The 15,657-nt window shown below is 45.3% G+C and carries 12 protein-coding genes and 1 pseudogene; 5 read left to right on the top strand and 8 right to left on the bottom strand.

Annotation, left to right across the window (positions count from 1 at the left end; translation table 11 throughout):
- Positions 1–18: 18 nt before the first annotated feature.
- Together NYE36_RS03625 and NYE36_RS03620 are read left to right on the top strand one after the other, a co-directional pair.
- Positions 19–474 (top strand): TIGR01741 family protein, encoded by a 456-nt coding sequence (locus NYE36_RS03625; RefSeq protein WP_094032660.1) that lies wholly within the window; start codon positions 19–21, stop codon positions 472–474.
- 77 nt (positions 475–551) lie between these two features.
- A pseudogene (locus tag NYE36_RS03620) lies at positions 552–815 on the top strand (TIGR01741 family protein); the annotation flags it as partial.
- Between the two features lie 67 nt (positions 816–882).
- Here NYE36_RS03620 and NYE36_RS03615 read toward each other — a convergent pair.
- Together NYE36_RS03615 and NYE36_RS03610 are read right to left on the bottom strand one after the other, a co-directional pair.
- A complete protein-coding gene (locus NYE36_RS03615) occupies positions 883–1,758 on the bottom strand; it encodes an ABC transporter permease (RefSeq protein WP_007609910.1) in 876 nt (291 codons plus the stop codon).
- The gene (locus NYE36_RS03610; RefSeq protein WP_003155721.1) at positions 1,759–2,712 is read right to left on the bottom strand and encodes an ATP-binding cassette domain-containing protein; all 954 of its coding nucleotides are present in this window, start codon (positions 2,710–2,712) and stop codon (positions 1,759–1,761) included.
- Between the two features lie 347 nt (positions 2,713–3,059).
- Between NYE36_RS03610 and NYE36_RS03605 the strand changes: the two genes are divergently transcribed.
- Positions 3,060–3,527: a hypothetical protein gene (locus NYE36_RS03605; RefSeq protein ID WP_064115518.1), complete on the top strand. Its 468-nt coding sequence runs from the start codon at positions 3,060–3,062 to the stop codon at positions 3,525–3,527.
- Between the two features lie 189 nt (positions 3,528–3,716).
- Here NYE36_RS03605 and rlmD read toward each other — a convergent pair whose 3' ends face one another.
- The 3 genes from rlmD to NYE36_RS03590 form a co-directional block, all read right to left on the bottom strand.
- Complete coding sequence (rlmD, locus tag NYE36_RS03600; protein ID WP_064115517.1) at positions 3,717–5,102, bottom strand: 23S rRNA (uracil(1939)-C(5))-methyltransferase RlmD; 1,386 nt, start codon at positions 5,100–5,102, stop codon at positions 3,717–3,719.
- A gap of 147 nt (positions 5,103–5,249) precedes the next feature.
- Positions 5,250–6,161 (bottom strand): diacylglycerol kinase, encoded by a 912-nt coding sequence (locus NYE36_RS03595; RefSeq protein WP_015239327.1) that lies wholly within the window; start codon positions 6,159–6,161, stop codon positions 5,250–5,252.
- Between the two features lie 152 nt (positions 6,162–6,313).
- Positions 6,314–9,457 (bottom strand): efflux RND transporter permease subunit, encoded by a 3,144-nt coding sequence (locus NYE36_RS03590; RefSeq protein ID WP_064115516.1) that lies wholly within the window; start codon positions 9,455–9,457, stop codon positions 6,314–6,316.
- A gap of 128 nt (positions 9,458–9,585) precedes the next feature.
- Between NYE36_RS03590 and NYE36_RS03585 the strand changes: the two genes are divergently transcribed.
- Positions 9,586–10,434 carry a TetR/AcrR family transcriptional regulator gene (locus NYE36_RS03585; protein ID WP_052827151.1) on the top strand — a complete coding sequence of 283 codons (849 nt, stop codon included), beginning with the start codon at positions 9,586–9,588 and terminating at the stop codon, positions 10,432–10,434.
- 64 nt (positions 10,435–10,498) lie between these two features.
- On the opposite strand, the gene gatB is transcribed toward NYE36_RS03585, so the two are convergent.
- Genes gatB through gatC form a run of 3 tightly spaced genes read right to left on the bottom strand, consistent with a single transcriptional unit; the run spans position 10,499 to position 13,705 of the window.
- Positions 10,499–11,929, bottom strand: coding sequence for an Asp-tRNA(Asn)/Glu-tRNA(Gln) amidotransferase subunit GatB (gene gatB / locus NYE36_RS03580; protein ID WP_003155730.1), 1,431 nt, complete (start codon positions 11,927–11,929; stop codon positions 10,499–10,501).
- A 13-nt stretch (positions 11,930–11,942) separates the two neighbouring features.
- Positions 11,943–13,400: an Asp-tRNA(Asn)/Glu-tRNA(Gln) amidotransferase subunit GatA gene (gene gatA / locus NYE36_RS03575; protein ID WP_007609878.1), complete on the bottom strand. Its 1,458-nt coding sequence runs from the start codon at positions 13,398–13,400 to the stop codon at positions 11,943–11,945.
- Positions 13,401–13,414: 14 nt separating this feature from the next.
- Positions 13,415–13,705 (bottom strand): Asp-tRNA(Asn)/Glu-tRNA(Gln) amidotransferase subunit GatC, encoded by a 291-nt coding sequence (gatC, locus tag NYE36_RS03570; protein WP_003155732.1) that lies wholly within the window; start codon positions 13,703–13,705, stop codon positions 13,415–13,417.
- Positions 13,706–14,126: 421 nt separating this feature from the next.
- On the opposite strand from gatC, the gene putP reads away from it, so the two are divergent.
- Positions 14,127–15,605 (top strand): sodium/proline symporter PutP, encoded by a 1,479-nt coding sequence (putP, locus tag NYE36_RS03565; RefSeq protein ID WP_015239324.1) that lies wholly within the window; start codon positions 14,127–14,129, stop codon positions 15,603–15,605.
- Positions 15,606–15,657: the final 52 nt, after the last annotated feature.

Raw genomic sequence — 15,657 nt, 5'->3', positions numbered from 1 at the left:
CTAATGGAAACTAAGAGAATGCAAGATTTATATCAACTTATTGGAGAAAAACTAAATGACATTATACCTGGTGAATGGACAAAGATATATCTTTATGCAGAAGTATTAGATGATTCCACAATGGTTCTTTTTCACTTCAGAACACCCGAAAATAATCAAATTATTTATTCACAAGATATACCTAGCCATTACAACGTAAGCAAGGACATTTTCAAGACGTTGTTAAGAGAACTAAGAGAACTTTTTGAAGAATTAAAAACTGAACACAGAAATAATAACGATGATGTTTGGACTAACCTTACACTAACATTGGATCGTAGCGGAGAATTCCAATTAGATTATAATTATGATGATATTTTAGCATCAGATTTAGATGGATATGAAAGAATCGCAATATGGGAATATCAAAACTTGGGGATTTTGCCTGAAGATGAGGACGATAAAGAATTTGTAATAAGCTACTTCGGTCTATAAATCAATAATGGCCCAGCGCTTCTCTGCTGGGCTATTTTTTATAACTAGGATCTCTCGACGATTGAGGGTGAAAAAGATTGGAAACTAAAAAAATGCAAGATTTGTACCAGCTTATTAGTCAGAAATTAAATGACATCATACCTTGTGAATGGGCAAAAGTATATCTTTATGCAGAAGTATTAGATGACTCTACCATGGTCCTCTTTCACTTCACGACACCAGAAAAACATCAACTTATTTATTCACAAGATATATCTGCCCGATACAGTGTAAATAAAGATATCTTCAACACAAGAGAAATCCGAGAACTCTTTAGAATTGAGCACAAAAAGAATAATGATAAACAAAACAGGCAGCATCCAGTAAACGGATGCTGCCTGTTACATCGTTATGTATCGTTTGAAGAAGTCATTTATTTTGTTTTTTAAATATGAAAATAGATATGACGGTAAATATGATGGCTGTAATAACAATGATCCACAAGCTTGCTGCCGTACTGATAAAATGGCCGTTTAACTTGTAGACGATCCCGTAATGCTTTTCATATTCCTGTATTTGGTCCGCAGAAGCATGTTTAAATACTTTATCAACTGAGTCTGTCATAAACGCTTTTCTGAACAGAACGGCGGTGTGGCTGATAGGGAAGTACATAATAATCTTCTGCACAAACACCGGTACGCCGCCGATCGGCACATATACTCCGCATAAAAAACCGATGGCTGTTCCGACAATCGTACTTAACGTCGAAAATGCATTTTGTGTGTGAATAAACAGCGTTAAAAATAAATTAATGGAGCTTGACAGTGCAACTGAAAGAATAATAATCCCCAATACTTCAAGTATATCTGTTCCGCTTAAAAGTTTGCTGCCTGTTGAAACGAGAAAAATTTCACAGCCTAAAAAGGCGATGAATGAAAAGATCAAGCCGATGACAAATGAATGAATGACGTAGCTCAATTGGATGGTCGCCCTTGATAAAGGAGCTGTTAAAAAGTCATACGTTCTCTTGCTTTCTTTATCTTTCACCATAATTCCGAAAGCGCCTAAAGTCGTTGTCACAGCTGTAATGGACAACAATCCCGCCACCATCCATTCGTTCACCATTGCTTTGGAATCATCTGTCGAACCGACCAAGGCCTTAATGGCGTCCAGCTGTGTCTGCTGTAAGAACACGGCATATAACAGAATGACGATAAATACTGACAGCAAAGAAAGAAGCAAAAGTGTTCGATCACGGAAGTATATTTTTATATTTCTGCTGATTAAACTGGATAAAGACTTCATTTATGCAATGCTCCCCTTTACTGGCAAACTGCTTCCTTGTTCTTCGATAATATGGATAAACACATCATCCATATTCCCTTTAATCACCTCGAAAGATTCGATTTTTCCTTCAAGACCTTTCAAAATGTCAAACGCTTGGAGAGTGGATTCTACACGAAGGGAATAAATAGAGTTTTTAACCGTAAAATCCAGTTGTTTATTTTCAAACCATGCAGTCGGATCAACGCCTTGCTTAAACATCATATGCAGACTGTCAAACGCATATTGATCTTTCAGCTGACTCGGTGTACCCTCTGCGATCAGACGTCCTTCTTTGATGACCACAACGTTATCAGCCACAGCGGCCTCCTCCATGTAATGGGTCGTTAAAAAGATCGTCATGTTTGTTTCTTCCTGCAGCCTTTTAATCGCATTCCAAACAAAAACTCTCGTTTGCGGATCAAGACCTGTAGTAGGCTCATCTAAAAATAATATAGTCGGTTTATGGATGATGGCACGGGCAATATCCGCTCTTCTTCTTTGTCCGCCTGACAAATCGCTGTATTTTTTCTCCTTAATATCATCCAATTTTAAATAGTCTGTTACAAACTGATAGTTCTCTTGCACTTGTGCCTTGCTTAAATGATAATATTGTCCGCGGTTCATGATATTTTCATAAACGGTCAATCGTTCATCCAAAATGCTCTCTTGAAAGACAACCCCAATCTTTTTGCGGATATGATTATTCTCTTTCCCCTCACCAAGCGTATAACCGTCTATTACCACTTTTCCGGATGTCTTTTTAATCAGCGTACAGAGAATATCGATAGTGGTCGATTTCCCTGCACCGTTCGTTCCCAGAAATGCAAACAGCTCGCCGCGTTTGACAGAAAAGGATACCCCTTTCACTGCTTCAAATGATCCATATTTTTTGCGCAGATCGGTTACTGTAATAATGTCTTGTTCTTCTCCCATTCTGTTCACCTCGAAAAGTAAGATTCTATACCGTTGTTCACTAACTCTATATCGTCATTTCCGCCAGGATTTTCTCATTTTTATCCAACTTTATTATCTTTTTATAAATAATTATCATGATTATAACAATATAATTTATTATTTTCGCGTTTTGTTATTGGGTTTAGGCTCGGTGGATTTTCTATACATAGGGATCACTTATTGATTTTGCATGAAACTTATACATGCTGTAATCAATAAACCCTTTATCATAAAAAGGGTTTTGTTAAGAATCTCTAATACTATTTAAAATTCTTGTTTGTAACCGAAATACATATTATCTTAGAATATTCAGAAAGGAGAACGTAATGGAAACATGCCCTTATTGTGCAACTTCAATTCAAAAGGATAATCAGTATTACTGTAGTTTTTGCTTAATGTACATACATAATGTTCAGAGAGATGGAAAACGTGAAATCATAGAATATCGTGAGCATACTTCTGAATTAGATTTGGATAAGTCTACACCAGAACTAATGACTCTGCCAACAATTGAATTATTTCATTTACTGCGGCTCTCAAGAAAAATACGCAAACAGAAGTATGATCAGCTATATAAATCTCGACTTGAAACAGAAAAGGGAAATGAATCAGAAAATGTTCAAATCGTAACGGATAGTTACCAATATTACACAAAGAAAATGTATATCATAGAGAATATATTAAATAAACGTCTGGGTTACATTCCGGATAGGATAGATAATGTATTTCTTAAGAGTTATTTAGAAAAAGTAATGATTAGTAAGGAGAAAAAACAAGATATGAAAGTGTATTAAAAAAGCTGCCCCTCTAGAGTGAATATTAATAAAGGGTTCCTAAAAAGGTACCCTTTATTACATAAAGAGATGTATAGAAAGCTATATTATAGGCGTTAGCCAAACATCTTCTGGTACTCCTCTCATGTCACGAGTTCGTCCTGAATGCAAAAAAAATGCGGATTAAAAAAAGGCAACCATCCCTAAGGGTTAGTTGCCTTCTCTTAATTCCAGCACAGCCACACACTCCACATGATTCGTATGCGGGAACATATCCACAGGCTGCACTTCGTGCGTCTGATACCCGCCATTCTCAAGCACCCGCAGGTCTCTTGCAAGCGTTCCTGGGTTGCAGGAGACGTACACCACCCGCTTCGGTTTCATGTCGATGATTGTGCGCAGGAGGGCTTCGTCGCAGCCTTTTCTTGGCGGGTCGACGACGAGGGTGTCGGCTGTAATGCCTTCTTCATACCATTTCGGAATGACGGTTTCTGCTTCTCCGACTGCGAATTCTGCGTTCGTGATGCCGTTCAGCTCAGCGTTGCGTTTTGCATCCTCAATGGCTTCCGGCACGATTTCGACGCCGTATACTTTCTTCGCCTGCTTCGCTAAGAAGAGAGAAATCGTGCCGATGCCGCAGTAGGCGTCGATGACGGTTTCTTCCCCTTGCAGCTCCGCGTACTCAAGCGCTCTGTCGTAGAGCACTTTTGTCTGTTCCGGGTTGACCTGATAGAACGATCTGGCGGAGATGGCGAATTTGACGTCTCCGATGAGGTCGTAGATGTATTCTTCGCCCCAGATGACGTTTGTTTCGTCCCCAAAGATGACGTTTGTTTTGTTTGGGTTGATGTTTTGCACGATGGATTTGACGTGCGGGAATTGCGCCGTGATGTCTTCGATGATCTTCGCTTTGTGCGGAAAATCGCTTGTTCTTGTGATGAAGACGATCATCATTTCGCCCGTGACGACGCCGTATCTGACCATGATGTGGCGGAGCCAGCCTTTGTGGCGTTCTTCGTTGTAGGCTTTGACGCCGTATGAGGCGCAAATGTCTTTGACGGCTTGAACGGCTTCGTCGTTTTTGGATTGCTGGATCATGCAGGCGCTCATGTCAATGATGTCATGGCTTCTTTGCTGATAGAATCCGGCGACGAGTCCGCCTTCCCGTTCTCCTACCGGCACCTGCGCTTTGTTTCTGTAGTTCCACGGGTCTTCCATGCCGAGCGTCGGGTGCACGGTGACATTGGACAGGTCCAGCTTGCCGATCCGTTCTAAGACGTCTTTGACTTGTTTCTGTTTAAACAAGAGCTGGCCTTCATAGGTCATGTGCTGAAGCTGGCAGCCGCCGCATTGTTTGTAGATCGGGCATGGGGCATCCGTTCTGTGCGGGCTTTCTTCCTTCAGCTCGATTAAGCGGCCGAAAGCGAAGCCTTTTTTGACGCGTGTCACTTTGATTTGCGCTTTTTCCTCAGGCAGGGCGTTCGGCACGAAAATCGGGAAGCCCTGAACCTTTGCGACGCCCGCTCCTTCGTGCGTCAAATCCTCAAATGTCACATCATAGTATTCATTTTTTTCTATCGGGGGTTTCATTTTCATCTATAATCACCTCTAGTTTTACCAATAGCCTTGTTTCAGCGTGCTGGCAAACCTTCAAATTCAATGTCAGCCTTCAAAGGTTTCCGATCACGCTGAAAAGATGACAAAATCCTAAAACGAATACTGTTTTAGGATTTTGTCCGCGTATTAATCATCCAGCTGTTCCGCTTTCTCCTTCGGCATGATGACGTGAATATGCCGGTACAGGTTCACGAATTCGCCCGGCAGCATGCCGCCGTACTCGCCGTCCAGGTTCAGCTGCATCTTTTCTGATACATTGACTTTCACACGGTTCGCTTTTGTGTAAATAATGTGCTGATCGTTAATATGATCGCCTCTGAGCGCCATGCTCGCGACTCTGATAAACTCCGCGAGATTGGCTTTTTTCAAAATAATTAAATCAAACATGCCGTCATTTAGGCTGGAATCAGGGGCCAGCTTCTCGAATCCGCCGACCGAGTTGGTCAGCGTCACTAAAAACAGCATAATTTCGCCTTGAAACAGCTTGCCGTCATATTCAATCTCGACTTCTGTCGGTCGAAGTGAAGGCAGCATTTCCATTCCCTTTAAATAATAAGCAAGCTGGCCGAGCATCGTTTTCAGTTTGCTCGGCACATCATACGTCAGCTCCGTCAGACGGCCTCCGCCGGCGATGTTGATAAAATACTGACCGTTCACCTGTCCGATGTCGATCGGGCGGGCTACGCCGTTAATGACGGTATCAGCGGCATTCAGTATATTCTCTCTCGGAATGCCCAGCGCTCTGGCGAAGTCATTTGTCGTGCCGACCGGAATGATGCCGAGTGTCGGGCGTTTGTCTAACGGCGCAAGGCCGTTGACGACTTCATTAATCGTTCCGTCTCCGCCGGCTGCGATAATCAAGTCAAACTCCCGCAAAGCGGCTTCTTTTGCGGCGTTGGTGGCATCCCCCGCGCATGTGGTGGCATGGGTGGAGGTTTCATAACCGGCTTGTTCAAATTTTTGCAGGACCTGGGCAAGATTTTTCTTAAAAAGCTCCCGTCCTGAAGTCGGATTGTATATTATGCGTGCACGTTTCATTATCTCATCATCCTACTTAAGAGTATCCGATCCATTATTAACACTAACAACCTTTAATTATACTATGACTTGAGAAAATCGCAACAATATGTACAGGAATTGCCAGAAGAAAAAAGGGCCCGGCTCCGTTTAAGGAGCCAAGGCCCGCTGTCTTACTCTTCTTCCGTTCCAGGTTTTTTCTTACGGAATTTCGCTAATACTTCATATACGATCGGCACAATCAGAAGGGTAAGCAGAGTCGAACTGATTAAACCGCCGATAACGGTGACACCGAGTCCTTTAGAAATGACCTGGCTTCCGCCTTCGAAGCCCAATGCCAATGGAAGCAGGGCGCCGATTGTCGCGATCGCCGTCATCAGAATCGGACGCAATCTCGTAGAGCCGGCTTCCAGGAGCGCTTCTCTCGTCGATAAGCCTTCCGCTTCTTTATGGATGACGCGGTCAATTAACACAATCGCATTTGTGACGACGATTCCGATCAGCATCAGCATACCGATCATGGCATTCAGACTGATCGTCTCTCCGGATACATACAGTCCGGCTAATGCGCCGATGACTGTAAACGGAAGCGAGAACAGAATCGCAAACGGCGCTAATGCTCCGCCGAACGTGATCACAAGAACGAGGTATACGATGGCGATTGCGGCAAGCATTGCTAAGCCGAGTTTCGTAAAGGAATCAGCAATATCCGCTGATACACCGCCGGTATCAATCGATACATTGTCCGGCTTATCCAGTTTGTCAACTTTCTTTTGAACGGCTGATGACACCTTCGTGACGTTGTCAGAAGTGACGGTTGCCGTTACGTCAGCGTACACTTTGCCGTCGCGTTTGGAAATGGTATCGGATGTCGTGCCGTTTTTCACTTTCGCCACATCGCCGATTTTTACTTCTTGGCCTGCAGGCGATGTGATGGTTTTATCCTCTAATTCTTTTACACTCTTATACTGGTCTTTTTCTGTTTTGATGTTCACATCAAGCTCTTTGCCGTCCTTTTTCACCGTTGTCAAAGGAGACTGTGACGTTTGGGACATCAGGGCTTGGGAGATTTGCGAAGCCGTCAGGCCCTGCTTGCTGAGTTTCTCCTGGTCAGCGACGAACGTGTACTCATCATAAGTGCTGGAAAGGCCTGAGTTGACGTCTTTCAGATCTTTCTGCTTTTTCATGATGCCTTCGATGTCTTTGACCGTGCCTTTAATATCAGACTCTGAATCTCCGTACACATAGTACGTTAATTCGTTGTTGTTGCCTGACGAACTGAAATTTTGTGATTTCCATTCGCCGCGGCTGGATGTTTTTTTGATTTCTTTTAAGACATTGTCTTTTTCTTTGTCAAAATCAGGCGTGTCATCCTCGTATTTCACGTAGAACAATGCGCCGTTTGAGCTTCCGCCGAGCGGACTTTGCGAGCCTAATGAATACTGAACGGTATCGACATGTTTGCGTTTAAGCAGCATGTCTTCCGCTTTTTGCGCAGCTTTTTCAGCTTCGCTTTTCGTTTCGCCCGGTTCAGGCGTGTATGTGAGCTGCATCGTTTTGTCCGCTTGCGCAGGCAGGTAGCTCGCGCCGATCAGAGGTACGAGGAACAAACTGCCGACAAGCATCAGAACCGCGATGATAGATGTAATCCATTTATGTCTTAATGACCAATGCAGCACTTTTTTATAGAAATTGGCCAATCTGCCCGGCTTATGCTCTTTCGCTTTAACAGGCGCGCCTGTGAGCGATTTTTTGAATAAGCTGTGCGCAAGCATCGGCACCAGTGTGATCGAAATCAACAGTGATGCGGCAAGCGCGAAGACGATTGTTAATGCAAACGGCATAAACAGTTCGCCGATCTGTCCGCCGACCATGGCAAGCGGCAGGAATACGGCAATGGTTACGATCGTTGATGACATGATCGGTTTAAACATTTCTTTCGTCGCTTCACGCACCAATTGCTTCCCGCGTAAAGGTTCATCTTTCAGCCTCATGCGGCGGTAAATGTTTTCGATCACGACAATCGAGTCGTCGACTACCCGTCCGATGGCGACCGTCATCGCACCGAGCGTCATTATGTTTAATGTGACATCAAGCTGATTCAGCACAAGAAGCGCAATCAGCAGTGACAGCGGGATGGAAACGATAGAAATCATCGTTGATTTAATATCTCTTAAGAATAAGAGAATGATCACGACCGCAAAAATCGCGCCGAAAATCGCTTTGCTTAACATCGTATCCACCGACTCTGTAATCGGCTCTGCCATATCAAGAGTCGAGCTGTACTTGAACCCTTTATGGTCTTTTTTGTATTGATTCAGTTCATCTTTAATCGCATCGGCCACTTCTACCGTGTTGGCGTCATTGGCTTTTACGATATTAATTCCGATGCTGTCCTTTCCGTTCGTGCGGGAAATGGATTCAGCTTTTTTCACATCTTTAATGTCGGCAATGTCAGAAAGCTTGACTGTCGGCACCCCTGCTGCCGCGCTTTGCTGTGCCTGCTGCATAGCCTGAGCGTCCGCCGCAGATGCCGCACCGGCTCCGCCCGCTTGACCTTGAGCGGCAGAAGAAGATGTGACCGGAATCCTCATATCTTTCAGATCTTTAATTGACGTAATATCTCCGTTAACGACAACTGATTTTTCTTTGTTGCCGAACGTATACAATCCAAGCGGCGTATTGACGTCAGAGCCTTGGATCACTTTCTTGACGGTATCTTCATCAAGTCCGTACTCTTTCATTTTTTTGTCTTTGAAAGAGAATTCCACCTGCTCTTTCTGCTGTCCGGAAACTTGCACGGACGCAACGCCCTGAATGCCTTCAAGCTTAGGAACGAGAGTGTTTTCCACATTTTTGGTCAGATCTTCAAGCGAGCTTTTGCCGCTTGTCACACTGAGCGTCAAAATCGGGAAAGAGTTGAGGCTGTAACGGGAAATGTCAGGTTTTTTCGCGTCGTCAGGAAGGCTGACACTGTCCAGCGCTTCAGCGACTTCGGTTTTCGCCTTGTCCATATCCTTGCTGTAATCATATTCAATCATAACCGATGAGACGTTTTCAGAGGATGTGGACGTTACGACGCTCACTCCTTCTAAATTCTGGACCGCCTGCTCGATCGGTTTTGTCACGTCATCCGCAACTTGACTCGGAGCAGCTCCGGGATAAGTCGTATTTACTGAAAGGTAAGGCATGTTGACGTCCGGTATGGATTCCTGCTTCATATTCATACCGGCATACAGCCCTGCTACAGTAACGATAATCGTCATCAGCCAAACTGCGAATTTGTTCTTCAGTACAAAGTTAATAATGTGGTTCATCATGTCCTCCGTTAATTTTTATTGACTGACTGGTCATTCTATATAATACTAAACGGTATAACTCAACATCGTCAACTAATAAGGCAGTAAATTTTTCTAAATTTTTCAGGATTAAGGGGAAGCACGTCATGAACGAAAAAAAAGAGAAAATCATAAAAACAGGCATCCATTTATTTGCCAAAAAAGGGTTTTCTTCAACAACCATTCAGGAAATCGCCGGCGAATGCGGAATTTCAAAAGGAGCCTTCTATCTCCATTTCAAATCAAAAGAAGACCTTTTGCTGTCAGCATGTGAGTATTACATCGGCATGTCTATGGAAGAAATAAAGAAAATCAAAACAGAACATCAGCATAAACCGCCTAAGGACGTATTCCGAAAACAAATCGCATATCAATTCCAGGAATTTATGGAACACAAGGACTTTATCATTCTCTTGCTGAGCGAAAAGGTCATTCCTGAAAATCAAAAGGTCAAGCAGTATTTTCATGAGGCCAATATTCAATTTAACATGCTGTACCGTGATGCGTTGCTCTCCGTTTACGGAGATGCCGTCACACCGTTTTTAGCGGATGCGTCCGTTATGGCGCAAGGAATTGTGAGCTCCTATATTCATTTCTTGATTTTTAATGAACATACGGCATTCCGGACGGAAAACGTGGCGGCCTTTCTGATTGCCAGAATCGATGATCTGATTACGGGACTGATAAGAGACAATCCCGATCCGCTGCTGCCTGAGGATATCTTCACTCAGCCCGCGGCGGACAGAGAAAGACTGCTTGCGGATATTCAAAAGATAAAAGCACAGCAGGGGCTGCCTGAGGACGTCCTCGTATCGCTTGAAGTCATTGAAGAGGAATGCGCAAAGGTAGAGCCGCGAAAACCGATTATTAAAGGAATGCTGTCCAACTTGGCAGGCAGCGGAAATGAGCAGATTGAAACGCTGCGGGCTTCCATTGAAACCTATTTCATCTTATAAAAAAAAGAGACCGGCGCTTACCGGTCTCCGTGTCAGCAGCGCCCTTAAAGGCGGCTGCTTTTTTTTATCGTTTTTTGATTTCTTCAAGTAAGATTTTGTTGACCATCGGCGGGTTGGCCTGTCCTTTTGAGGCTTTCATAATCTGCCCGACAAGGAAGCCGATCGCGCGGTCTTTTCCGTTTTTGAAGTCTTCAATTGACTGCGGGTTGCTGTCAAGCGCATCTGTTACCAGCTTCAGAAGCACGCTTTCGTCAGAAATCTGCACGAGGCCTTTTTCTTTGACGATTTTTTCTGCGTCGCCGCCTTTTTCAATTAATTCTTTAAAGACTTTCTTCGCGATTTTGGACGAGATGGTTCCTTTTTCAATCAGCTTAATCATGCCGGCAAGGCCTTCAGGAGTCAGTGCGACATCCTCAAGCTCTTTTTGTTCGGCGTTCAGGTAAGCTGAGACTTCACCCATCAGCCAGTTTGATGCCTGCTTGGCTTCTGCGCCTTTATTGACCGTTTCTTCGAAGAAATCAGCCATTTCTTTCGTCAGCGTCAGAACCATTGCGTCATAAGCAGGCAGACCGAGCTCTTCGATATAACGCTTGCGGCGCTCGTCCGGAAGCTCAGGAATGGTTGCTCTTACGCGTTCTTTCCATTCGTCATCAATGTAGAGCTCGACAAGGTCAGGCTCAGGGAAATAACGATAGTCGTCAGAACCTTCTTTGACACGCATCAAAATGGTTTTTTTCGTCGCTTCATCGTAACGGCGCGTCTCCTGCTGAATGACTCCGCCTGACAGAAGCACCTGCTCCTGGCGTTTTTCTTCATGCTCAAGTCCTTTTTGCACGAACGCGAAGGAGTTCAGGTTTTTCAGCTCCGTTTTTGTGCCGAATTTCTCCTGGCCGATCGGACGGAGGGAAATGTTGGCGTCACAGCGCAGTGAACCTTCTTCCATTTTACAGTCGGAAACGCCTGTGTATTGGATAATTGATTTCAGCTTTTCGAGATATGCGTAAGCTTCCTCCGGTGTGCGGATATCCGGCTCAGATACAATCTCGACAAGCGGCGTGCCCTGGCGGTTGAAGTCAACGAGGGAATAGCCGTCGCCCGTATGCGTCAGTTTTCCCGCATCTTCTTCAAGGTGAAGACGGGTAATGCCGATTTTTTTCGTTTTTCCGCCGACTTCGATTTCGATCCAGCCGTTTTCGCCGATCGGCTTGTCAAATTGAGAAATTTGATATGCCTTCGGGTTGTCGGGATAGAAATAGTTTTTCCGGTCAAACTTCGTATCCGTTGCGATTTCGCAGTTCAAAGCCATTGCGGCTTTCATCGCGAATTCGACCGCTTCTTTGTTCAAAACGGGCAGCACGCCGGGATAGCCAAGGTCGATGACGCTCGTTTGGGTATTCGCTTCCGCGCCGAATGGCGTCGGTGAGCTTGAGAAAATTTTAGATTTTGTTTTTAATTCCACATGGACTTCAAGTCCGATTACCGTTTCAAAGTTCACTTCATTTCACCCCTTACAGTTCAGGTTTCGCTTTATGATGATCTGTTGCCTGCTCAAAAGCATGAGCGACGCGGTATACAGTGCCTTCATCAAAGTGTTTTCCGATGATTTGCAGTCCGAGCGGCAGTCCGTCCGCAAATCCGCACGGCACGCTGATTCCCGGCACACCCGCGAGGTTGACAGGGATCGTTAAAATATCGTTGGCGTACATTGTGAGCGGATCGCTGGTTTTTTCGCCGATTTTGAATGCCGGTGTCGGCGTTGTCGGTCCGACGATGACATCGTATTTCTCAAATACGTCTTCAAAATCTTTCTTAATAAGCGTGCGCACTTTTTGCGCTTTTTTGTAATACGCGTCATAGTAGCCGGAGCTGAGCGCGAAGGTGCCGAGCATGATGCGGCGCTTCACTTCATTGCCGAAGCCTTCTGAGCGTGTCTGTTTATAAAGGTCGATCAGGTTGTCCGCATTGTCTGAGCGGTAGCCGTAGCGGATGCCGTCAAAGCGCGCAAGGTTTGCAGACGCTTCGGAAGAAGACAGCAGATAATACGTCGCAAGCGCGTATTTGCTGTGCGGCAGAGATACTTCTTCCCATGTCGCTCCGAGGTCTTCAAGCACTTTTAAAGCGGCTAAAACCGATTCTTTCGCTTCTTTGCCGACGCCTTCTCCGAGATATTCTTTCGGTACGGCGATTTTTAAGCCTTTAATATCGCCAGTTAATGAAGAAAGAAAGTCCGGCACTTCGACATTGGCGCTCGTAGAGTCCATTTTGTCCGGGCCTGAAATCGCCTGAAGCAGGAATGCGTTATCTTCTACGTTTCTTGTGATCGGTCCGATCTGGTCTAATGAAGACGCAAAAGCGACCAAACCGTAACGTGACACGCGTCCGTATGTAGGCTTTAATCCGACGACGCCGCAGAAAGAAGCCGGCTGGCGGATGGAGCCGCCCGTATCAGATCCGAGTGAAAACGGCACTTCGCCCGCGGCAACCGCAGCTGCGGAACCGCCGCTTGATCCGCCGGGAACCGTATCGAGATTCCATGGGTTTTTCGTCGCTTTGTACGCGGAGTTTTCAGTAGAAGAACCCATCGCGAACTCGTCCATATTCAGCTTTCCGATCGTTACGGCTTCAGCGGCTTGAAGGCGCTCCACAACCGTCGCATCGTAAATCGGATCGAAGTTTTCGAGGATTTTGCTTGAGCATGTTGTGCGAAGCCCTTTGGTCACGATGTTGTCTTTGACGCCGATCGGCATTCCGAAGAGAAGACCGTGTTCAGACCGTCCGTCAACCGCTTCGTCAAGTTCTTTCGCGTAAGCGCGGGCTCTTTCTTCATCAAGCTGTAAAAACGCCTGCACCTTATCATCCACGGATGCGATCCGTTTGTAAGATTCATCAACAAGATCGGAAATCTTGATTTCTTTTTTATGTATCATTTGTTTCAGTTCTGTGATTTTGTGATCAAATAATGACATACTGTCTCCCTCCTTTAATCCAGAATAGATGGCACACGGACATAGCCGTCTTTATGATCGGGAGCATTTTTCATGACATCCTCGACCGGAAGGCCTTTACCCGCTTCATCTTCTCTCATTACGTTTTTCATTTTCAGCACGTGTGTTGTCGGTTCCACGTTATCCGTGTCCACTTCATTAAGCTCCTCGGCAAACGAGATGATGCTGTCAAGCTGTTCTGTGAACATTTCAGCTTCTTCATCCGTAATGGCGAGTCTCGCCAAATGAGCGACATGCTTTACTTCTTCTATAGAAATTCGTGACATAAGATCCACCTCCGCATAATTCTCCGTTTCGTCATATAATACTGATCATATCAAAAACGAGCCCTCTAAAGCAACAAAACGCCGCCTTCTGAGGCATGATGAAACCCTCTCTATTTTATCCTAAATCGGGGAGAAAGAGAAACGAATTATATGTCAGAAAATTTTTACTTTTATAATTTATTGGTAGCGTTTTCATCTCTAAGCTGTTCTATGTTGGCGGGGATTTTTTCCTTGAGCGGGCCAGGTTTCGAGAGTTGATTGATCGGGGATACTTTGTTAGGTTTAGTAACCATAGCCAGCACTAAATCATGCGATCCGCATGGAATGACGACTAAAGGCTGGATCGCCGGCGCATATTCCGGCACTACTAATCTACAGAGGTGATGCAACATTTACATGAAAGAAGAGAGGGTCCAAAAACGTGAGTATTGAACTAATTATATCTCTTGGCATTTACTTTGCTGCCATGCTGTTAATCGGCTGGTACGCATTCAGGAAGACAACGAATATTAATGATTACATGCTGGGCGGAAGAGGACTCGGCCCGTTCGTAACGGCGCTGTCCGCAGGTGCGGCCGATATGAGCGCATGGATGCTGATGGGAGTTCCCGGCGCAATGTTCGCAACGGGGTTATCGACCTTATGGCTGGCGCTCGGTTTGACGATCGGCGCGTATTCAAATTATCTGCTGCTTGCTCCGAGGCTGCGCGCTTACACGGAAGTTGCGGATGATGCGATTACGATTCCCGATTTTTTCGATAAACGGTTCCGCCACTCGTCATCATTGCTGAAAATTGTTTCCGCCGTGATTATTATGATCTTTTTCACACTGTACACATCGTCCGGGATGGTATCCGGAGGCAGGTTATTTGAATCGGCATTCGGCGCCGACTACAAATTCGGTTTGTTTTTAACGGCCAGTGTTGTTGTGCTTTACACGCTGTTTGGCGGTTTCCTCGCTGTCAGTCTGACTGACTTTGTACAGGGAGCGATCATGTTTGCGGCATTAGTGCTTGTGCCGATCGTTGCTTTTACCCAGCTCGGGAGCGTTTCAACGACGATTGATTCGATCAACGCCGTTAACCCGAAACTATTGGATATCTTTAAAGGCGCGAGCGTCATTAGCATTATTTCTTATTTGGCATGGGGACTCGGCTATTACGGCCAGCCTCATATCATCGTACGATTTATGGCGATTAAAGAAGTGAAAGATTTAAAACCCGCCCGCAGAATCGGGATGAGCTGGATGGTTATTTCAGTTGTCGGTTCATTGCTTACCGGGATTATCGGGGTTGCGTATTCTCATCACTTCGGAGTCTCCGTAAAAGATCCGGAAACGATTTTCATTATTTTTTCTAAAATCTTGTTCCATCCGCTGATTACGGGCTTCTTGCTGTCCGCGATTTTAGCGGCGATCATGAGTTCCATTTCCTCACAGCTTCTCGTAACGGCAAGCGCCATTACGGAAGATTTATACCGCGCCTTTTTCAGACGGGAAGCGAGCGATAAAGAATTGGTCATGACCGGACGCCTGTCGGTATTGATCGTGGCCGTTATCGCCATTTTGCTTTCCATGAATCCGAACAGCACCATTCTTGATCTGGTCGGATATGCGTGGGCAGGCTTCGGTTCGGCTATCGGCCCGGCGCTCTTGCTCAGTCTGTACTGGAAACGGATGAATGAATGGGGAGCGCTTGCGGCGATGATTACCGGGGCCGCGGCCGTTTTAATCTGGATTACGACAGGGCTTGCCGCTTCAACCGGCGTATACGAAATCATTCCGGGGTTCTTCCTCAGTCTGATTGCCGGTATTGCCGTCAGCCTGCTGACCAAAAAACCGGCCGATGCTTCTTATCAGCTGTTCAGCCGGATGGAAGCTCTTTTGAAAAACAAGAAATAGACAAAAAGCCGTCAGATTTTATCCCTGACGGCTTTTTTCTTCCGCACTTGTC

This window comes from Bacillus sp. FSL R5-0593 (assembly GCF_038603755.1).
Taxonomy (GTDB): Bacteria; Bacillota; Bacilli; order Bacillales; family Bacillaceae; genus Bacillus; species Bacillus velezensis.
The sequence above is the reverse complement of the archived record's forward strand: the minus strand, read 5'-3'. Positions and strand labels throughout refer to the sequence as shown.